The sequence below is a fragment of the Vibrio coralliilyticus genome, from assembly GCF_024449095.1.
In the GTDB taxonomy this organism is placed as follows: domain Bacteria; phylum Pseudomonadota; class Gammaproteobacteria; order Enterobacterales; family Vibrionaceae; genus Vibrio; species Vibrio coralliilyticus_A.
Genome location: NZ_CP024627.1, coordinates 973676 through 994814 on the forward strand (window position 1 = coordinate 973676; position 21139 = coordinate 994814).

19 protein-coding genes are annotated in these 21139 nt (G+C 44.9%); 13 read left to right on the top strand and 6 right to left on the bottom strand.

Annotated elements, in window-relative coordinates; translation table 11 throughout:
• Window positions 1–17 precede the first annotated feature (17 nt).
• The gene (lapB, locus tag CTT30_RS04430; RefSeq protein WP_239836823.1) at window positions 18–1187 is read left to right on the top strand and encodes a lipopolysaccharide assembly protein LapB; all 1170 of its coding nucleotides are present in this window, start codon (window positions 18–20) and stop codon (window positions 1185–1187) included.
• A gap of 85 nt (window positions 1188–1272) precedes the next feature.
• Entirely contained in the window at window positions 1273–1971 is a 699-nt protein-coding gene (gene pyrF / locus CTT30_RS04435; protein WP_252036136.1) for an orotidine-5'-phosphate decarboxylase, read from the top strand.
• Between the two features lie 116 nt (window positions 1972–2087).
• Here the strand turns inward: pyrF and miaE are convergent, their stop codons facing one another.
• Together miaE and CTT30_RS04445 are read right to left on the bottom strand one after the other, a co-directional pair.
• Window positions 2088–2864 carry a tRNA isopentenyl-2-thiomethyl-A-37 hydroxylase MiaE gene (gene miaE, locus CTT30_RS04440; protein ID WP_252036137.1) on the bottom strand — a complete coding sequence of 259 codons (777 nt, stop codon included), beginning with the start codon at window positions 2862–2864 and terminating at the stop codon, window positions 2088–2090.
• 68 nt (window positions 2865–2932) lie between these two features.
• Window positions 2933–3697, bottom strand: a complete 765-nt coding sequence (locus CTT30_RS04445) for a DNA repair protein (RefSeq protein ID WP_239836820.1) — start codon at window positions 3695–3697, stop codon at window positions 2933–2935.
• Between the two features lie 297 nt (window positions 3698–3994).
• Here CTT30_RS04445 and cysB point away from each other — a divergent pair, with 297 nt between their 5' ends.
• The 5 genes from cysB to CTT30_RS04470 all read left to right on the top strand — a co-directional run bounded on the left by cysB (window position 3995) and on the right by CTT30_RS04470 (window position 9150).
• Window positions 3995–4969, top strand: coding sequence for an HTH-type transcriptional regulator CysB (cysB, locus tag CTT30_RS04450; protein ID WP_239867763.1), 975 nt, complete (start codon window positions 3995–3997; stop codon window positions 4967–4969).
• 53 nt (window positions 4970–5022) lie between these two features.
• Window positions 5023–6219, top strand: a complete 1197-nt coding sequence (locus tag CTT30_RS04455) for a methyltransferase (protein ID WP_252036138.1) — start codon at window positions 5023–5025, stop codon at window positions 6217–6219.
• Window positions 6220–6392: 173 nt separating this feature from the next.
• A complete protein-coding gene (locus tag CTT30_RS04460) occupies window positions 6393–7358 on the top strand; it encodes an ABC transporter substrate-binding protein (RefSeq protein WP_239875279.1) in 966 nt (321 codons plus the stop codon).
• A 56-nt stretch (window positions 7359–7414) separates the two neighbouring features.
• Window positions 7415–8359: an ABC transporter permease gene (locus tag CTT30_RS04465; protein ID WP_252036139.1), complete on the top strand. Its 945-nt coding sequence runs from the start codon at window positions 7415–7417 to the stop codon at window positions 8357–8359.
• Complete coding sequence (locus CTT30_RS04470) at window positions 8356–9150, top strand: ABC transporter ATP-binding protein (protein WP_252036140.1); 795 nt, start codon at window positions 8356–8358, stop codon at window positions 9148–9150. Before CTT30_RS04465 ends, CTT30_RS04470 begins: the two co-directional genes overlap by 4 nt.
• A 105-nt stretch (window positions 9151–9255) precedes the next feature.
• Here the strand turns inward: CTT30_RS04470 and dusC are convergent, their stop codons facing one another.
• Window positions 9256–10209 (bottom strand): tRNA dihydrouridine(16) synthase DusC, encoded by a 954-nt coding sequence (dusC, locus tag CTT30_RS04475; RefSeq protein ID WP_239836814.1) that lies wholly within the window; start codon window positions 10207–10209, stop codon window positions 9256–9258.
• Window positions 10210–10434: 225 nt separating this feature from the next.
• Between dusC and CTT30_RS04480 the strand changes: the two genes are divergently transcribed.
• The 4 genes from CTT30_RS04480 to serS all read left to right on the top strand — a co-directional run bounded on the left by CTT30_RS04480 (window position 10435) and on the right by serS (window position 14481).
• Entirely contained in the window at window positions 10435–11049 is a 615-nt protein-coding gene (locus CTT30_RS04480; RefSeq protein WP_252036141.1) for an SEC-C metal-binding domain-containing protein, read from the top strand.
• Between the two features lie 82 nt (window positions 11050–11131).
• Window positions 11132–11728 carry an outer membrane lipoprotein periplasmic chaperone LolA gene (gene lolA / locus CTT30_RS04485; protein WP_019277901.1) on the top strand — a complete coding sequence of 199 codons (597 nt, stop codon included), beginning with the start codon at window positions 11132–11134 and terminating at the stop codon, window positions 11726–11728.
• Between the two features lie 2 nt (window positions 11729–11730).
• A complete protein-coding gene (locus CTT30_RS04490; RefSeq protein WP_043007320.1) occupies window positions 11731–13077 on the top strand; it encodes a replication-associated recombination protein A in 1347 nt (448 codons plus the stop codon).
• 96 nt (window positions 13078–13173) lie between these two features.
• Window positions 13174–14481 carry a serine--tRNA ligase gene (serS, locus tag CTT30_RS04495; RefSeq protein ID WP_252036142.1) on the top strand — a complete coding sequence of 436 codons (1308 nt, stop codon included), beginning with the start codon at window positions 13174–13176 and terminating at the stop codon, window positions 14479–14481.
• A gap of 70 nt (window positions 14482–14551) precedes the next feature.
• Here the strand turns inward: serS and ansA are convergent, their stop codons facing one another.
• Entirely contained in the window at window positions 14552–15568 is a 1017-nt protein-coding gene (ansA, locus tag CTT30_RS04500) for an asparaginase (protein ID WP_239836809.1), read from the bottom strand.
• Window positions 15569–15701: 133 nt separating this feature from the next.
• The gene (gene sppA / locus CTT30_RS04505) at window positions 15702–17552 is read right to left on the bottom strand and encodes a signal peptide peptidase SppA (protein WP_252036143.1); all 1851 of its coding nucleotides are present in this window, start codon (window positions 17550–17552) and stop codon (window positions 15702–15704) included.
• 205 nt (window positions 17553–17757) lie between these two features.
• On the opposite strand from sppA, the gene CTT30_RS04510 reads away from it, so the two are divergent.
• A complete protein-coding gene (locus CTT30_RS04510) occupies window positions 17758–19761 on the top strand; it encodes an NADPH-dependent 2,4-dienoyl-CoA reductase (RefSeq protein ID WP_252036144.1) in 2004 nt (667 codons plus the stop codon).
• Window positions 19762–19827: 66 nt separating this feature from the next.
• Here the strand turns inward: CTT30_RS04510 and purU are convergent, their stop codons facing one another.
• Entirely contained in the window at window positions 19828–20661 is an 834-nt protein-coding gene (gene purU, locus CTT30_RS04515; RefSeq protein WP_239836806.1) for a formyltetrahydrofolate deformylase, read from the bottom strand.
• Between the two features lie 195 nt (window positions 20662–20856).
• Between purU and CTT30_RS04520 the strand changes: the two genes are divergently transcribed.
• Window positions 20857–21057 carry a hypothetical protein gene (locus CTT30_RS04520; protein WP_239836805.1) on the top strand — a complete coding sequence of 67 codons (201 nt, stop codon included), beginning with the start codon at window positions 20857–20859 and terminating at the stop codon, window positions 21055–21057.
• Window positions 21058–21139: the final 82 nt, after the last annotated feature.

The window sequence follows — 21139 nt, forward strand, 5'->3', positions numbered from 1 at the left end:
GGCAGGCTTTTTACTCGATGCTAGAAATACTCTTCTTGTTACTTCCAATCGCTGCTGCATACGGTTGGTATATGGGTAATCGAAGTGCCCAACAAGACAAGCAGAAACACTCCAATCAAATTTCCCGTCAGTATGTGACGGGTCTTAACCTGCTTTTGTCTGATCAATCGGACAAGGCAGTGGATCACTTCATTGAACTCCTTCAAGTCGATAACGAGACGATTGATACTCATTTAGCTCTGGGGAATTTGTTCCGATCTCGTGGTGAAGTTGACCGTGCCATTCGTATCCACCAGAATTTAATCTCCCGTTCGGGTCTGACTATTGATCAGAAAAATATTGCGCTTCAGCAATTAGCAAAAGACTACATGGCATCAGGCTTTCTTGATCGTGCAGAGAAAATTTTCGAACAACTTGTTGATGAACCAGATCATAGAGAAGCCGCATTGCAACAGTTGGTTTCGATTTATCAGCAAACCCGAGAGTGGGGTAAAGCGATTCAATACGCGACTCAGCTGGTCAAGTTAGGCCGTAAGAGAATGAGGAATAGCATTGCTCATTTTTGGTGTGAGCTTGCCATGCAAGAAAAAGCTGATGGTGATAATAACCGTGCTATTCAGCATTTTAAACGTGCCTTATCAGAAGATCCTAAGTGTGTCAGAGCAAGTATCGCGTTAGGCAAAATATACTTGGAAGTCGAAGACTATGCGAAAACAATCAAGCATATGGAAATGGTGCTTGAGCAAGATACGGACTTCATTAGTGAGGTACTGCCGACTCTTGCGGATTGTTACCACCACCTTGGGCAAGAAGAAGAGCTGTTAGACTTTTTACGCCAATGCATTGCCGCTAAAGCTGGGGTTTCTGCAGAGCTAATGTTGGCCCAATTGGTAGCCCAACATGAAGGGCCAGGTTCCGCGCAAGAGCTTTTAACACGCCAGTTAGTTAAGAACCCAACGATGAAGGGTTTCTACCGTTTAATGGACTACCACTTGGCTGATGCGGAGGAAGGCCGCGCTAAGGCCAGTTTGCAAACGTTGCAGAAACTTGTTGGTGAGCAACTTAAGGTCAAGCCGCATTATCGATGCCGAAAATGTGGCTTTTCAACCCACTCAATGTATTGGCATTGCCCATCATGTAAAGGCTGGGGCACCATTAAACCAATTCGAGGGCTTGATGGTGAATAAAAGATTCGATTGGTATTCCAATCAAAAATAGCAGCGGTGAGCCCGCTGCTTTTTTTAGATATGTATGAATTAAGTAGGAGATGAAATGATTGACCAAAAAGTTATTGTTGCACTGGATTACGACAATCAAGCAGAAGCATTGGCTTTTGTCGATAGAATTGATCCAAATTCTTGTCGATTAAAAGTGGGCAAAGAAATGTTCACGCTGTTTGGTCCTGATTTCGTTAAAGAGCTACATAAGCGCGGCTTTTCAGTATTCTTAGACCTTAAATTTCATGATATTCCAAACACCTGTTCAAAAGCTGTGCGCGCAGCAGCAGAGCTAGGGGTGTGGATGGTTAATGTTCATGCGAGTGGTGGTGAGCGCATGATGGCGGCATCACGTGAGATTCTTGAGCCTTATGGGAAACAACGCCCGCTATTGATCGGTGTGACGGTGTTGACCAGTATGGAACAAAGCGACTTAGCTGGTATTGGGCTCAACATTGAGCCTAAAGAGCAGGTAATTCGCTTAGCTTCGTTAACCCAAAATTCAGGTCTTGATGGCGTAGTATGTTCCGCTCAGGAATCTTCTATGCTGAAAGGTGAGTTAGGTAAGAGCTTTAAACTTGTAACGCCTGGAATTCGTCCTGTTGGCGCTGCGGTTGGGGATCAAAAGCGTATCATGACACCTGCTGATGCGATTCAAGCGGGTTCAGATTATTTGGTTATAGGTCGGCCAATTACTCAAGCACCGGATCCAGCGAGCGTATTATCAGAAATCAACCAATCTTTGATGATCTAAATTTTTTGAAAACTGTCAGCGAGCCTAAATTCCGTTCACTGTGAAGTAATACAATACGCTTAATGAGAAAGGGTGCCAAACGGAATCCTTTCTCATTGTGGTAGTGGCATGGTTAACTAACTTTGGATTGGTATACCACTGTGGAACTTAAAATCTTTATCAGGGCTAGAAATTAGTTCTGCCTCTAGCTTTCCGAAATAGGTAACGCGCGCCGAAATATCCTCCCCAGCGATTTCTTCAGCTAAGCATAGGTAATCCTGATAATGACGAGCTTCAGAGCGCAATAGTGAAACATAAAATTTAGCGATATCATCGTCCATATGAGGTGCAAGTTTGGCAAAGCGCTCACACGAGCGCGCCTCAATGTAGGCTCCAATGATCAATTTGTCGATCAGTGTTTGTGGTTCATAGGTTGCCATTTTGGCTAAAAGGCTTTTGGCGTAACGACTGGCTTGAACTGGCTCGTAAGCGATGCCTCGGCTATCCATGATTTCCAGAACTTGATAAAAGTGATGTAACTCTTCTTTAATTAAAAGCACCATCTTATCGATTAAATCTTGGCTATAGGGGGAATTTGATTTAGCCATAATCGCTTTGGATATATTGCTTTTACCTTTCAACGTTTCTAGGTCACCTACTTTTCGATATGCAAAGTCTTCATAGGGTTTAAACCAGTCTAATAGGTTATGCGCACTGTTTTTATCAACGGCATATTTACGAATAAGGTACATAGCTGACTGGCCAGCCTTTAACTCACACAACAGGTGATCGATCAGAATTGTTTTTAGGTTTTCGGCTTTTCGAGCTTCTGTTATCCAGGCTCCGGGGGTCGAGCATTGAAGAAAGTTATTGATAGGCTGCAGTAAAGAATCGTAGTTTTTTAAATCGATCATGATAAACATTTAATAAAATAGAAAAGGTCGCCAGCAGCGACCTTTTGAAATAGGCAGTGGGAATTATATTACCACTTTTTCTTTTCACCAAAGAGCTCATCCATATCATTTTTACGTTGGTCTTCTTCAATCTGATGAAGTTCTTCAGCGTTTTTAGACTGGCGTTTTTGCTCTAGTTCATCATACATTTCCTGAAGCTTTTCTCTGGCTTGGTTGGAATAGTTATCATTTTTGGTGCTAAGTGCATCAAGACCTTTACGCAGTAGCTGGATAGCTGTGCCAGGTTGGCCACGTACAATCGAATCATTGGCACGTTTAATGACATTTTCAATGTTAATCCGAACTTGGATAGTTTCTAGCCGAGCATTTTCTGCCACATAAGCTTGAGTTTCAAAACGACCTTTATTGTGTTCACTGCGGATGGTATCACGTAAACGCTTGACCAACTTAAGCATCACTATCGCTTGTTTGTCACTGCTTGGTGTCTTGAATGTGGTGCTTTCTCCACTTTTATTATCGTCTTTAAGCTGCTTAATTTGCTGTTTAACGTGTGCGACACGTTGTTCAAGTTGTTTATTCTTAGGATCGAGTTCATACATGCTTTCAACAGCATCCAAGATTCGATTATTTAAGCAAATCAATAAATCTTTGCTGTATGGCATGTGGTGCGCGTGACCAATGAGCTCTTCCGTCGCGTCAATGATAGCAAGGTATCTGGCACCTTCCTGCTTCCTAGCAGTTTCAACTTTCACTTTGTACTGGAGCATGATGTTATAGCCAAGCACTAACACCAGTAAGATGGCAACTAAAGCTATGATTAACCCAATATTCATAAATTCCGTATCTTATGTTTTGTTGGCTAGCGAACAAGGATACACGATTCTTAAGAACCACTGCACCTATTTTGTATTATTACGTTTCCATGGCTAATTATTAACGAAAACTCTGATCTATGAGTGATTTTTGAGTTATTGCTTACAAAAAACTCATCCAAACCAGAAATTCTTCTTTTATAAAGAACCCAAATAGTGAAATGGGGTATCAATTTCAACCAAGAGGCGTTATAACTAAATATTATAAACTATATTTGCTCATAATGGGGCGTCGAGTAAGGGATTACGGGGTCGAGAATGAAATTACAACAACTGAAGTACATTGTTGAGGTAGTTAACCACAATCTTAATGTATCAGCTACCGCAGAGAGTTTATATACCTCACAGCCTGGTATCAGTAAGCAGGTACGCTTGCTTGAAGACGAACTGGGCATTCAAATTTTTGAGCGTAGTGGTAAGCACTTGACTCAAGTTACTTCGGCTGGTGAAGACATCATTCGTATTTCTCAGGAAATCCTTGCCCGTGTTGAAAGCATTAAAGCGGTGGCTGGAGAACATACTCACCCTGAAATGGGTACCTTAAACATTTCGACGACCCATACTCAAGCTCGTTACGCTTTACCTGATGTCATCAAAGGGTTTACTGCCCGTTATCCTAAGGTTTCCCTACACATGCATCAAGGGACGCCATCTCAGATGTCTGAAGCGATTGCAAAAGGGACGGCAAATTTTGCGATAGCGACTGAAGCGCTGCACTTATATCAAGATGCTATCATGTTACCTTGTTATCATTGGAATCGCTCGATCGTTGTTCCGAAAGACCATCCCCTTGCGCAAAAGGGCACAATTTCCATTGAAGATCTTGCCTCGTATCCGTTGGTCACTTACGTCTTTGGCTTTACTGGTCGTTCGGAGCTGGATACAGCATTTAATAAAGTTGGTCTGACGCCTCGCGTTGTATTTACTGCAACAGACGCCGACGTGATCAAAACTTATGTACGCATGGGGATTGGTGTGGGTGTGATTGCGAGTATGGCAATCGACAAGGATCAAGATGAAGACTTGGTCGCGATTGATGCCAGCCATCTGTTTGGGGCGAGCACAACCAGTATCGGTTTCCGCCGCGGAACATTCCTTCGCTCGTACATGTTTGATTTCATGGAGCGTTTTGCACCACACCTAACCCGCCCTGTAGTGGAGCAAGCCTTATCGCTTAAATCGAATGCAGAAATAGAAGAAATGTTTAAAGATATTGAGTTGCCAGTGCGCTAAAACTTTCTTCTGATTATGCTTCCCTCTAGAATATCTCCTTGTCAGGGGGAAGTATGCAAAACACATTTTTACAACTCGATTCATTTCTTTATTCTTATCAGAACTTATGGCGTTTTGAGCCATTCTTTTCCAGTATTGATCAACAGTTACCATGGCATGACGATTACCCTGAATTGTGTGACTGGCTCATGCAGCTGGATCATGGTCAGATTGAGTCGCTCAAGTCTGACTCACGTGCTCTAACTGACGCTTTGCAAGCCTTTATCCCTGATTTAGAGGTAGCTTCCGTTCTCACTCAACTTCCTGTGACTCTTTTGCAAGGGCTGCAATTAGACAGAGGTTTAGATGCCGGAGTTCCTGGGAGAAAACTTGAGCAAATAGTTTCGATGGGAGAAGCTGCGCTACAGTCTCATCAAGGCAGTGAATGGCTAGAGTGGTGCTCAGGTAAAGGTTTCTTAGGAAGGCTCCTTGCTAGTCAAAGTCAGCAACCTGTGACCAGTTTCGAGTTTCAGAAAAAACTGTGTGAATCAGGGCAGAGAGAAGCGGATAAACACTCTTTACCGATGACATTCATTCAAGGTGATGCTTTGTCTGCGGATGCGGTTCGCGCCCTCAACCCCAATCAACATGCCGTAGCTTTACATGCATGCGGTGATTTACATGTATCACTAATAGAAAAAGCGGTCTTAGTCGGATTACCTGCAATAACGATTTCTCCTTGCTGTTATCACCTGATTCAACACGACCAATACCAAACTTTATCTCGGCTGGCCAAATCTTCATCGCTTGTACTCACACTATCTGAGTTAAGAATACCGCTTCAAGAAACTGTCACGGGTGGAGAAAGAGTTAAGCGGCATCGTTTTCAAGAAATGAGTTATCGGCTAGGGTTTGATTTACTATTGAGAGAAGCAGGAAGGTATCAAGACTATGTGCCCATACCGAGTATTAAAAAGTCTTTATTAGCCGATGGTTTTGAGTCTTTCTGTTACTGGGCGGCAGAAAAAAAACAGTTAGCTTTACCTGTTGATGTTTCCTTCCGTGAGTTTCAATTAAAAGGTGAGCTACGTTATTGGCAGATGGAGCGATTGAGTCTCGTTCAGCAGCATTTTCGTCGTAGCCTTGAAATGTGGTTAGTACTCGATAAAGCGTTATACCTTGCTGAGCATGGTTACGAGGTTTCAGTTGAAATGTTTTGTGAGAAGAAAATCACGCCGAGAAATATTCTTATTCAAGCGGTTAAAAAATAGCCGAATACACACCTCTAAATTTGTTGATTTATTGTTAAAACTCCCTTTCAATTTTTCTAAGTTATTGGTAATAATGAGTGATGTGCACAGAAAATGTGCAACTCAATCAATAAGTATATAAAGAACATCCGCACACAACATCACATCAATAATGCTGAAATCAAGGAGTTGAGATGAAAGCAGGAAACGTTATTGCAGCTGCTGTACTGGCAGGTGCAGCTCTACTGTCATCAACAAGTATCATGGCCAAAACAGCAAAAGTCGCAGTTTCTCAGATCGTTGAACACCCTGCGCTAGATGCCACTCGTCAGGGGCTGATAGATGGCCTTAAAGCGAAAGGCTATGAACAAGGTGAAAATCTTGAGTTTGACTACAAAACGGCACAAGGAAACCCAGCGATTGCGGTACAAATTGCTCGCCAATATGTAGGTGAAAAGCCAGATGTGCTGGTAGGAATCGCTACTCCAACCGCACAAGCGCTTGTGTCTGCAACACGCACTATACCTGTGGTCTTTACAGCCGTCACAGACCCTGTTGGTGCCAAGCTAGTTAAAAGCATGGAGAAACCAGGAAAGAACGTGACGGGCCTTTCGGATCTATCGCCAGTTAGTCAACATGTCGAGCTGATTAAAGAGATTATGCCGGATGTGAAATCGATTGGTGTTGTCTTTAACCCGGGTGAAGCAAATGCAGTGACCTTGGTGAAGCTACTTAAAGAGAGTGCCAAAGCACAGGGAATTGAAGTTGTTGAAGCAACAGCATTAAAAAGTGCAGATGTTCAGTCCGCGACGCAAGCAATTGCAGAAAAATCGGATGTGATTTACGCGCCAACTGATAACACGGTTGCAAGTGCAATAGAAGGGATGATTGTTGCGGCGAATCAGGCGAAAACCCCGGTTCTGGGCGGTGCGACTTCCTACGTTGAAAAAGGCGCTATTGCTAGTTTAGGTTTTGATTACTATCAGGTTGGAGTTCAAACGGCAGACTACGTGGCGGCGATTCTTGAAGGCTCGGAGCCTGGCTCATTGGATGTGAAGGTTGCCAAGGGGTCAGATCTGGTCATCAATGCGACAGCAGCCAAAAAGCTAGGTGTTACGATTCCTACCTCTGTTCTTGACCGAGCGACCAAGGTTAAGTAACCCAAGATGAGAGTGCGTAATGCGCTCTCTTGTTCAAAGCAGAAAAGGGAGTGGGTATGTCTGCTTTTGCTTTTTTTGGCGCGCTTGAGATTGGCTTGTTGTATGGCTTAGTGGCTCTGGGCGTTTATCTTACTTTCCGGGTTCTGGATTTTCCCGATTTAAGTGTTGACGGTAGTTTCCCAATGGGTGCTGCTGTGGCAGCAACGGCAATTGTCGCGGGCATTAATCCGTGGGTCGCAACCGTTATGGCTATATTGGCTGGTTCAGCGACTGGTTGGGTAACGGCCTTTTTGGCTGTACGCTGTGGGATTCTTCACTTACTAGCCTCTATTCTTACTATGATCGCGGCTTTCTCTATTAACATTCGCATAATGGGCCGACCCAATATGGCTCTACTAGGGGAAGAGACAATCCTGACCCCTTTTGAGACGATTGGTGATCCAATGTTGATGAGGCCATTACTTGTCGGTGTGCTCGTCTTGATTTCTGCTTGGTTTGTCGTGCGGTTACTAAACAGTGATTTTGGGTTAGGGCTACGTGCAACGGGAGTGAATGCGCGTATGGTGTCCTCTCAAGGCGGCAGCACGTCCTTTTACACATACTTTGGATTGGCGCTGTCTAATGGCTTTGTGGGTTTTGCTGGGGCTTTGTTTGCACAGACCAACAGTTTTGCTGACGTCACCTCTGGTGTCGGGACAATTGTGGTCGGTTTAGCTGCTGTTATTTTAGGGCAGACGCTCATTCCGGGACGAAAGATATGGGTGGCTGTATTGGCTGTTATCGTTGGGTCTGTACTGTATCGGCTCGCAGTGGCATTCGCTCTGAGTACAGGAATGTTTGGTCTACAGGCTTCTGATCTAAACTTGGTCACAGCGGTTCTGGTGGCGATTGCGCTCATTGCACCGAAGTTAAAAGGAAACATCAAAGCAAAAAAGCCTAACACGCCTGCGCAAGGAAAAACGAGGTCTGTGCAGGTTGAAAAGTCAGGAGATACAGTATGATTCAGCTGGAAAATATCCAAGTGACGTTTAACCCTGGAACCATTTTAGAAAACCCTGCGCTTAAAGGTGTCTCTTTAGAGGTGCCAGAACATCAGTTTTTGACAGTTATTGGTTCAAATGGTGCAGGTAAATCGACATTACTTGGGGCTGTAACGGGTGAAACACCTATGCTTGGCGGCCGAGTTATTATCGACAAGCTCGATGTGACTAAGCTGTCGGTTGATCAAAGAGCTCGCCAGTGTGCAAGAGTTTTTCAAGACCCGCTCGCGGGTACTTGTGGCGATCTGACGATAGAAGAGAACATGGCTTTAGCTTATATGCGGGGCAAAAAGCGTGGCTGGAGTCTGTCTTTATCAAGTAAGCGTCGCGAACTGTTTCAAGAGCGTATCAGCATTCTTGGCTTAGGCTTAGAAAACCGGCTAGGGGACAATATTGGTCTGTTATCGGGAGGCCAGCGTCAGGCGGTGAGCCTTGTCATGGCAACCCTTTCTGATAGTAAACTATTGTTACTTGATGAGCATACAGCGGCACTAGACCCTAGAATGGCGTCATTTATCATTGATTTAACCAAGAAGATAGTGACTGAGTTTAATCTGACGGTGATGATGGTGACACATTCCATGAAAGATGCACTAGCGTGTGGTGACCGAACTGTGATGCTGCATCAAGGGGAAGTCGTACTCGATGTTGCTGGACAACAAAGAGCTAACATGAAAGTCCCAGATTTGTTGGAGATGTTCTCTAAAGTCAGAGGAGAAGAGTTGGCAGATGACAGTCTGCTTCTTAATTAGAACTCAAAAATGTAGCGATATCCTACGTGTTGCTTTACTGCCTTTGTCATTGCAAGCAGTATGCTGGCGATGACGATAAAATAGCGGCAAGAGCTAATGAGGGCTTTAAACTGTACAAAGTTTGTCTTGGTAGGCTTTGATACGCTCTACAATCGGCTCTGCCTTGTTAAAGGTACGAATTTCACGAAATAGCTCATTGGCTTCAGGGTACTCATGACGTAAATATGAGAACCATTGCTTGACTCTATTAGGGTAATACAGCCCTTTGTCCCCTTTCATTTCGTATTGAGAGTAGAGCAGCAGCAGTTTAACCACTTCAGCCCATGGCATCACGGTATGATTATGTTTAACCACATTACCCAAGTTAGGCACATTGAAAGCCCCGCGACATACCATTAGTGAGTCAACACCTGTGGTTTCGATACAGGCTTGACCGTCTTCGTAGTTCCAAATCTCGCCATTGGCAATTAAGGGGATAGTAAAGCGTTGACGAATCTGGTTGATATAGTCCCACTTAATCTCGCTGGCCTTATAACCACCCGTTTTTGTGCGTGCGTGAACAGTGAGCTCGTCTGCACCAGCGCTTTGAATCGCATCTACGATCTCGAAGCAATCTTCAGGGTTATCCCAACCAAGGCGAATTTTGGCCGTGAGCGGAGTGCCTTCTGGTACGGCTTCACGACATGCTTTGACCACACGGTGAATAAGCTCAGGGTGCTGGAGTAGTGCTGCACCACCTTTACTTTTGTTTACTAGCTTTGCTGGGCAGCCGAAGTTGATATCAACGCCTTTCGCTCCCAGTTCAGCGGCGCGAATGGCATTTTCCGCCATCCAATGAGGATCTTGGCCGAGAAGTTGGATGTGGACAGGAACACCAGACTTCGTTTGTGATCCTTGCTTTAACTCTGGGCAGAGACGGTAGAATACGTGCTCAGGAAGTAGCTGATCAACCACGCGAACGAATTCCGTGACACACAGATCATAGTCGTTGATGTCAGTTAATATCTCTCGCATTAAATGGTCTAACACGCCCTCCATAGGGCCCAGAACAACTCGCATAAAAATCACCTTAGAATCAGGAGGCGTGATTTTAGAGATTTCGCTGCGAGATGTCTAACAACGAAACATCATTTTTTCTCATTGCTTTGCTCTATAGACTCTAATAAAGAGAGGAAGGGGCGAGAATATGAAGATAGCGTAAAGCGATGCTCTGGAAGACTGAGTGACCCCCAGCTTTTTATAGGGTTATAATGGCGCTAGAATCTTGCAACACTGAATCAGATAATGACTTATCAACTACTGACACTTGAACCATCCCAAACTGAAGAATCTGCACTGTATCTTGAAGGCGTCACCTTGGCGGCAAATTTGGCGACAAGGCCACTTGCGCCAGAAAGTTGGTTGCCTAGCCTTTTCTCTGAGCAAGCACCGGCTGTTAAGGCGGAGGTTGAAGGTCATATAAATCAGCAATACAGCTATTTAAAGCGCAATGAATATTCTTTGTTGTCCTTGCTTAATGAAGAGCAGCGTGACGAGCAGCTCGCTGATTTCGCTGAAGGTTTTATGATGCTCTGGCCCACCATCGAAGAGCAATGGGCGGAAACGTCTATCGGTGATGGGACATTACGCATGCTACAAGCTTTGCTAACTACAATGATGTTGGCAATCGATGAAGAGCAGACTCAAGCACAAATGGAAGAGGCAGGTATCGAAACGCCACCGGCACTAAATGACTTTCTTGGTCAGCTGGATTTGATGATTAATGAAGTCGCACAAGCGGCAGATGAAGCCATGGTTGGTGCCAAAGCACAAAGTGTAAACCCATTTAAAGATATCGGGCGTAACGACAATTGCCCGTGTGGTAGTGGTAAAAAATTCAAACAGTGTTGCGGTCAGTAGAACAAAGTTAACTTTACCCGGTCAAAACAGTATCTAAACCGAGGTATAACGTCGTATTCGCGACGAAATAGGATGATAAAGAATGAAGAAATTAGCCGCGTTGTTTTTCCTTAGCTTCTCCGTCATCGCAGCGCCCAAAGATGAATTGAGCCAGCGACTGCAACTGACTGATGGGTTTAGTGCGGATTTTTCACAGCAGTTGATCAGCCCTGAAGGGGAAATGTTGACGGAAGGTGAAGGCAAAGTCGAAATTGCGCGTCCAAGCTTGTTCCGTTGGACTACCACGTCACCAGATGAGAATGTCTTGGTGTCAGATGGTGAATCTCTGTGGTATTACAGCCCTTTCATCGAACAAGTCAGCATTTACTGGCAGGAGCAAGCTACTGAGCAAACGCCTTTTGTTCTGCTGACTCGCAACCGCGCCAGCGATTGGGAAAACTACAAAGTGTCACAGCAAGGCGATGTGTTTACATTGGTACCGACCGCAGTGGACACCAATCAGGGACAGTTTAAGCTAGAGATTGATGGTAAAGGTGCGGTGAAGGGCTTTAGTGTTATAGAGCAAGATGGCCAAAAAAGTACCTTCAAGTTTAATAACATCAAACTGGCTAAACCAAGTGCCGATCGCTTTACCTTTACTATTCCTGAAGGGGTAGAGGTCGACGACCAAAGGAATTAATAGTGAGCAACTATTCATTGGACTTTTCAGGGGACGAAGATTTTCGTCCCCTTGCTGCTAGAATGCGCCCAGAAACGCTGGACCAATATATTGGTCAGCAACATATTCTTGGGCTAGGTAAACCCCTGCGCCGTGCGCTGGAGGCAGGGCATATTCATTCGATGATTCTTTGGGGGCCGCCCGGAACCGGAAAAACCACTCTGGCTGAAGTTGCGGCAAATTATGCCAATGCGGAAGTCGAGCGAGTTTCAGCGGTGACGTCTGGCGTCAAAGACATTCGTGCAGCGATTGATAAAGCTCGTGAAAATAAACTAACCGGTCGAAGAACGATTTTGTTTGTTGATGAGGTTCATCGCTTTAACAAATCCCAACAAGATGCGTTTCTCCCTCATATTGAAGATGGCACCGTAACTTTTATTGGCGCGACAACGGAGAACCCATCTTTTGAGCTTAACAACGCTTTGTTGTCACGGGCTCGGGTCTACAAGCTTACCTCTTTGGCTCAGAAAGATATCCGTCTGGCCCTAGAACAAGCCATTAATGATGCCGAGCGTGGTTTAGGTCAGTTTGAAGCCCATTTCGCCGATAACGTATTGGATCGCTTATCTGAGTTAGTGAATGGTGATGCTCGTATGTCACTTAACTATCTTGAGCTGCTGTATGACATGGCGCAAGAGGATGATAAGGGCGTTAAGCAAATCACGTTAGAGCTCCTTGCTGAAGTGGCTGGCGAAAAAGTGTCGCGCTTTGATAACAAAGGAGACATTTGGTACGACTTGATCTCAGCAGTGCATAAATCGATTCGTGGTTCGAATCCAGATGCCGCACTTTACTGGTCAGCACGTATGATTGCCGCAGGTTGTGACCCTCTGTATATCGCACGCCGATTGTTAGCTATTGCATCTGAGGACATCGGTAATGCTGATCCGCGCGCAATGCAGGTCGCGCTGTCAGCGTGGGATTGCTTTACCAGAGTAGGACCAGCTGAGGGTGAAAGAGCCATTGCCCAGGCTATTGTATATCTTGCTTGTGCACCTAAAAGTAATGCGGTTTATACCGCTTGGAAACAAGCCTTGCGCGATGCCCACAATCAACCTGAGTACGAAGTACCACCTCATCTTCGCAATGCACCGACAAGTTTAATGAAAGATCTCGGTTATGGAGCGGAATATCGTTACGCTCATGACGAACCAGGTGCTTACGCGGCTGGAGAGAAATATCTACCACCAGAAATGGGGGAGACTCGTTACTATTCTCCTACAAACCGAGGCTTAGAGGCGAAAATTGGCGAAAAGTTAGATTACTTGGCTAGTTTAGATGCAAAAAGCCCACAAAAGCGCTATGAATAAGCGTCTTTTTTGGATACATTTGTTCGGTTAATTATAAAAGCGTTTGAGCATGAAGTTTGGACGCACTTTCACAACCAAAAAAGCATAGGATTAACAATGCTGGATTCTAAATTACTTCGTACAGAGCTGGATGAAACAGCTGCTAAACTGGCGCGTCGTGGCTTTAAGCTAGACGTAGAGACAATCCGTACACTTGAAGAACAACGTAAGTCCATTCAAGTAGAAGTTGAAAATTTACAATCCACGCGTAACTCCATCTCCAAGCAAATTGGTCAGAAAATGGCTGCTGGAGACAAAGAAGGTGCTGAAGAGATTAAAAAGCAGATTGGTACGTTAGGTAGCGATCTGGAAGCGAAAAAAGCTGAGCTGGTGGAAATCCAGAACAAACTGGAAGACATCACGCTGTCTGTGCCAAACCTGCCAGACGATGAAGTGCCAGATGGCAAAGATGAAAACGAGAACGTTGAAATCTCTCGTTGGGGAGAGCCTAAGTCTTACGATTTTGAAGTAAAAGATCACGTTGATCTTGGTGAAATGGGCGATGGCCTAGATTTCGCTAGCGCAACAAAGATCACTGGCGCTCGCTTTATCATCATGAAAGGCCAATTTGCTCGTCTACACCGTGCAATTGCTCAGTTCATGTTGGATCTTCATACAGAAGAGCATGGCTATACGGAAATGTATGTACCTTACTTAGTGAATTCTGACAGCTTGTTTGGTACTGGTCAGTTACCTAAGTTTGGTGAAGATCTGTTCCATACTGAGCCATTGACTGAAAAAGTGAATGATGAAGAACCACGTAAACTGTCTCTTATCCCAACGGCAGAAGTACCGGTAACCAACATGGTACGTGACACTATCGTTGATGAAGCGGATCTGCCAATTAAGATGACAGCACACACTCCTTGTTTCCGTTCTGAAGCAGGTTCTTACGGTCGTGATACTCGTGGTCTGATTCGTATGCACCAGTTCGACAAAGTTGAGCTAGTACAAATCACTAAGCCAGAAGAGTCAATGGCAGCACTTGAAGAGCTGACAGGTCATGCTGAGAAAGTGCTACAACTTCTAGAGCTTCCTTACCGTAAAGTGATTCTATGTACAGGTGACATGGGCTTTGGTGCTCGTAAAACTTATGACCTTGAAGTTTGGGTTCCTGCTCAAGAGACGTACCGTGAGATCTCTTCATGTTCAAACACTTGGGATTTCCAAGCTCGTCGTATGCAAGCTCGCTTCCGTCGTAAGGGCGAGAAGAAGCCAGAGCTAGTACACACGCTAAACGGCTCAGGTCTAGCAGTTGGTCGTACTATGGTTGCGCTTCTTGAAAACAATCAAGAAGCGGATGGCCGTATCGCAATCCCTGCTGTACTGCAAAAGTACATGGGCGGCGCAACGCACATCGGTTAATCTCAAATAAACACCAAAAAGCCAGCTCAAGTGAGCTGGCTTTTTATTATTAAAACCTTGTAAAGTAATATTATATCGACATTTCACCACGCAGCACTTGCTGCATTTGGACTTTCACTTGCTCGTGAGTCAGGTCTTGACTCAAAAGATAATGCAGCTTGGCAAGAGCCGCCTCTGGCGTCATATCATAGCCACTGATGACGCCGGCTTCAGCAAGGGCACATCCGGTAGCATACCCACCCATGTTGACTTTACCCGCTAGGCATTGAGTTAGGTTAACGACAATCACTTCTCGCTCTGAAGCATCTTTAAGGTGTGCCAATAGTTCCGGGTTTTGCGGTGCATTGCCCACTCCAAAAGTCAGTAGGATCATCGCGTTAACTGGTTGAAGTAAGGTGTTGCGAATCACTTCATGTGAGATGCCAGGATACATAGTAATCACACCTATTGGCTGGGGTGTAATATCATGAACTTTAAATTCACCTGCAGGTTCTTCACCAACCTCAATATCGCTGCTGATCTGGATGTTGATACCCGCTTCAAGCAGAGGAGGCAAGTTTGGCGACGTAAAGGCGTTGAAACCATCAGCATGTGATTTTGTGCTTCGGTTACCACGCATCAACTTGTTATTGAAGAATAAGGTAACTTCGTTAATAGGATAGTTAGCGGCAATATGCAGTGCGTTAAGCAGGTTTGCCTGACCATCTGAGCGAAGCTCAGCAAGCGGAATTTGTGAGCCCGTCACAATCACAGGCTTGCCGAGATTTTCCAACATGAAAGACAAGGCCGATGCTGTGTAAGCCATCGTGTCTGTGCCGTGCAGAATGACAAAACCGTCGTATTTTTCGTAGTTTTCTCGAATGTCATCCGCGATCTGTTGCCAGTCTTTCGGTGTCATGTCCGATGAGTCGATTAGAGGATCGTATTCGTGAATAGTAAATTCTGGCATTTCCGGGCGCTGGAACTCTGGCATACTAGCCAGTTGTTTTTCCATGAAACCAGCCACAGGTACATAACCGTGGTCATGCGACTTTTTCATGCCGATGGTTCCGCCCGTGTAGGCGATATAAATGTGTTTTCTTGCCATTGCTTAGAAACCAGTTAATTGTAGGGGGAACAGAGCGTGGGATTATATATCAATCAGTAGCAATAAAAAGGGGTATCCCGCACAGGAATACCCCACATAATTGGAATCCAACTGGTGAATCAGCAGTGTATAATTACTGAACTTGGCAGTTCAAACAGAATGCATATTGGCCTTTTGGATCGTTGAAGCTATCCAGTAGGCTGGTATCCTGAACAACTTGTGTCGCGACAGGTTGTAAAGCCGCAGGAATCAAGCTACTGACATCCAAGCCAAGATTAACTTTGACCTGGTTCATAAAGTCTTGGATGAACTGTTCGGCAGGTGATAACGGCTCTTCTACCCAGTACAGGTTGTAATCTTCGACTTTGGCTAGCTCTGCAGCTAGCTTTACGGCGTCATCGAAGTCACCCATTTTATCGACTAAGCCAAACTTTGCCGCATCTTGACCTGTCCAAACGCGGCCTTGGGCAATGCTATCCATGTCGTTCAACGGAATTTCACGGTTTTCACTAACAAGGCCCACAAAGCGATGGTAGCCGTGCTCAATACCCATCTGGAATGCATCGGCAGCCCCCTCCGATAAGCCAGTGGTTATCCCGACGCCTGAAAATGGAGAGGTCCCAACACCATCGGTATACACCCCCAGCTTATTGAGGCCTTTTTCAAAGGTCGTAATCACACTGAAAATACCGATAGAGCCAGTTAATGTAGTTGGCTGTGCAACAATACGATCAGCGCTCATTGAAATCCAGTAACCACCAGACGCAGCTAAGCTAGACATTGAAGCAACAACAGGTTTACCTACTTCTTTTAGCGCTTCGATTTCGTTGCGAATGACTTCAGAGGCAAATGCACTACCACCTGGGCTATCCACTCGTAGTACAACGGCTTTGACTTTATCATCGTTGCGGGCTTGACGAAGAAGCGCTGCAACCGTATCCCCCCCTGTTGTGCCTCGTGGTTGAGAGCCATCCATAATCGCTCCACTCGCCACTACAACGGCGATGTCATCCTGCGACAAATCGAATGTTGGTTTGATTGTGGTTTGATATTCATAGTAGTCAACGTAGTTGTAACTATCTTCACCATTACTACCAAAGACTTCAGTCAAATCAGCACGAACTTGTTGCCTAGTTGCCAGTTCATCAACTAAACCGAGTTCTAGTGATAAAGCGGCTAAATCGCCATCTTGTTCTTTCAATAAACTTAAGAATTCAGCCATACTCGGATTTAAGGTTTTTGCTGATACCTGACGATTAGTAGCAACGTCATCAACGTAGGCTCCCCATAGCTGGCTCAACCAGCGTGACGCGGATTCTTTCGCCGCGTCTGACATGTCGTCACGAACAAACGGTTCAATGGCTGATTTATAGGTGCCTACGCGGAAAACGTGGGTATTGACATCCAGCTTTTCTAATAGCGTCTTATAGTACATGGAGTAAGCACTGTAGCCTTTAATCAATACTGCGCCATCAGGTGCTAGATAAATCTTGTCAGCGTAACTGGCTAGGTAATACTGACTCTGATTGTAGAACTCACCCGCCGAATAAATTGGCTTGCCTGACGCTTTAAATTCATTTAGAGCTTTCGCAATGTAGCGCAGCTTAGTCAGGTTGGTTTCCGGCATGTCGCGTAGAGCCAGTACAATACCTGTGATCTCCGGGTCGTCTTTGGCATGGCGTATTGACTCAACAATGTCATACAAGACATTTTCCCTTGGCATATCCTGACCAAATAGTGACCCCGTGAAAGAATCCATAGGATTTACGTATCTTGATTGCTCCACAATAGGCCCTGAAATATTTAGCACCAGAGCGCCTTTTTGAGGTACTGAGGGTACCGGAGAGTCCGCATTGGTGTAGATGAAGTAGATAATACCAATGGTGGCAAGAAAGATAAGATTAACCAAGGCGAGACGAATAAAGGTGATGAGCTTCCATATACCTTTAAAAATCATACCAATAAACTTGAATAATTTTTTCATTAGGGCTCCGCTGTGCTAAGCACAGGTATAGGTCTTGGCAGTCTAAGACCTGATAAGTACAGAAAGTTATATCCTACTTAAACTAGTATACCCAAACAACTGCAAGATTGATCGGTGTTACAAAATTGTAAACGCCTGTTTGATTTTTATTACAACTCCTCATATTCTGGTCAGACCAGAACAAAATAACAAAGTGATGTCTGCCATGTACCCAAACTTGTTAAAGCCGTTGGATCTAGGATTTACTCAGATTAGAAACCGAGTCTTAATGGGCTCAATGCATACTGGTCTGGAAGAGCATAAAGAAGGTCTCGGAAAGTTGGCTGCTTTTTACGCTGAGCGCGCGAAAGGTGGTGTAGGTTTGATTGTTACCGGTGGCTTTTCGCCTAATCTACGTGGTCGTTTACACCCATTTAGCGCTGAGTTCAGTAAATCTAAACATGCCAAAGCGCATAAAGTCGTAACGGAAGCCGTTCACGAACATGGTGGAAAAATTGCTCTACAGTTGCTCCATGCAGGGCGTTATGCCATGCATCCATTTTCTCAAAGTTCATCTGCCATCAAAGCTCCTATTGCTCGTTTCTCGCCAAGTGAGATGAGTACCCGTCAGATCCATAAAACTATTGATGCCTTTGCTAACAGTGCCAAGCTGGCTCAGTCTGCGGGTTATGATGGGGTCGAAGTGATGGGCTCGGAAGGTTATCTGATAAATCAGTTCATCTGTAAACGTACTAACATGCGTTACGATGAGTGGGGTGGTTGCTATGAGAATCGCATGCGTATGCCTCTAGAAATTGTGCGCGCGATTCGCAAAGAAGTCGGGGAAGAATTTATCATCATCTTCCGTCTTTCTATGCTGGATTTGGTTGAAGAAGGTAGCACCTTTGATGAAGTCATAATGCTGGCAAAGGAGCTAGAAAAAGCGGGGGTCACTATTATCAACACGGGCATCGGCTGGCATGAGGCAAGAATCCCAACGATTGCCACTCAAGTGCCACGCGGTGCCTTCACATGGGTGACTGAAAAAGTGCGGCCACACGTCAATGTACCGATTGTCACCTGTAACCGTATCAATACGCCAGAAGAGGCGGAGCGCATTCTATCAGGTGGTCACGCTGATATGGTATCAATGGCGAGACCTTTCCTTGCTGACCCACATTTTGTTATCAAGGCTGAAAATAAACAGTCACATTTAATTAATACCTGTATCGGCTGTAACCAAGCCTGTTTGGATAACGTCTTCAAAGGCAAGCGTGCTAGTTGCTTGGTCAACCCATTAGCGTGTCGTGAAGATGAACTGAAAATCATACCGACTGACAAGCCTAAGAATATTGCTGTAGTTGGAGCTGGGCCTGCTGGGCTTTCATGCGCTACAACGTTGGCCAAGCGTGGCCATCATGTCGATCTGTTTGAGCGTAATGACCGTATTGGCGGGCAGTTCCGCTTAGCAATGCAAATACCCGGTAAAGAAGAATTTCGCGAGACTATTCGTTACTTTGCCAATCAGATTGATGAAACTGGTGTGAAGCTGCATCTTGAAACGGATGCAAACTTTGACCTGTTAGCTGAGTACGATGAAGTGGTCATGGCATCTGGTGTCGAACCCCGTAAAGTCAAGATTGAGGGTGTTGACAACCAAGAGAAAGTAATTGATTACCAGACATTAATTAAAGAGAAAACTTACGTTGGTGAGAAGGTCGCTATCGTCGGTGCGGGCGGTATTGGTGTGGATGTGGCTACCATGCTAACTGAGCCTGTGGGTCATAGTTTAGATGACTGGCTGCATGAGTGGGGGATCGATAAAGAGATTGCTCATCCCGGTGGGCTGTATCCGTACCCTGAGTCTTTAAGTGAAAAAGAGGTTTGGGTTCTCCAGCGCCGTAAAGGAAAAGTGGGTAAAGGGCCAGGTAAAACAACGGGTTGGATTCACAAGCGTACGTTAGAAAAACGAGGCGTTAACTTAGTTGGCGGTGTCAGCTATGACAAGATCGATGAGAGAGGCCTACACATCAGTCACGATGGGAAATCCGAGTTACTTGAAGTAGATAAAGTCATTATCTGTGCGGGTCAGGAGTCGGTAAGACCCTTTGAAGACCAGTGGCAGCAGTTTGGCGACAAGCTTCATATCATAGGCGGTGCCGATCATGCGGGTGAGCTAGATGCTGTTCGTGCTATTCGACAAGGTGTAGAGCTTGCTGCGAAGCTTTAAGCAAGCTCTAATAAACGCTTAGATTAAAAAAGACCTCCAGTGGGAGGTCTTTTAGCATTTGGAAGTTTAAAGAATCACCGTCTTGTTACCATAGACAAATACGTGGTCATTTATCACCTTATTGAGCGCTTTGCTCAATACATTCTTCTCAACATCTCGTCCTGCTTGTGCCATATCTTTCGCACTGAAGTTATGATCGACCGGAATCACGTCTTGCTTGATGATTGGCCCCTCATCTAGATCGTTCGTGACGAAGTGTGCTGTAGCACCAATGATCTTAACGCCGCGTTCATAAGCTTGTTGATAAGGTTTAGCGCCAATGAAAGCCGGTAAGAAACTATGGTGGATGTTAATAATCTTGTGGTGGTATTTTTCTACGAATGAAGGGGTTAGTACACGCATGTATTTTGCTAGTACGAGATAGTCAGCATCATATTGGTCGATCACTGCCAGCATCTTCTGTTCATGTTCTTCACGGTTTAGGCCTTCGTGAGATACATGATGATAGGGAATATCAAACTTTTCCGTCAGGCTTTGTAGTGTATCGTAGTTACCCACTACTGCAGCAATATCAACATCCAAACTACCATCATAGTTTTTCATCAGAATATCACCAATACAGTGTGCTTCTTTAGTCACGAGAATGACAATACGTTTGCGATTTGGGCCTATCAGCTTTCTTTTGGCCCCTTGTGGGAGGGCTTGATCAAGGTCGGCTAGAAAGGTTTGGTCATTGAAGTAACCTTCTAGCTCAGTACGCATGAAGAAGTGACCGCTGGTGTTATCGACGAATTCATTATTGTGGATGATGTTGAGCTGGTGCTTGTAACAGATATTGGTGATTTTAGAAATCAGTCCAGGCGCATCCGTACAATGAGTAAGCAGTGTTTTCTTTTCCATTGGGTTAAAACTTCCGTGATTTATTTTTTTCGTATTCTGAATTTTTTGCAGGGCTTTGAACGGTGAAGCACTCCACAATATGACAGCTACAATTAAACTAATATCAAGATGGTTTCAACAATTAATCTAAGTTAACCGATTAGCTTGGCGAATTTGTTTGGAAAGTATCCGATTTGAGCCCAACAGGTGGTAATTATGGATAAAGATCTACTAGCACGTAAGTTGTATTCTGAAAGAGTCAGTGCGTTACTGGGTGACCATGACATGAATGAAGAGCTTCTCAACGAAATGTGGGAAAACAAAGCGTCACCTAGTGAAGCGGCTCGAGCTATGATGGATGGTCAGAATGAGTTTTCTGGTCCAGCATGGCTATCACGATATCTCAACCGACGTTAACACTCTTCATTCATCAATACGATGGCTTATCGGCGCGGAGCAGATTTGCATTCGCGCCAAGTCTGTAAACCTGCCATAATCT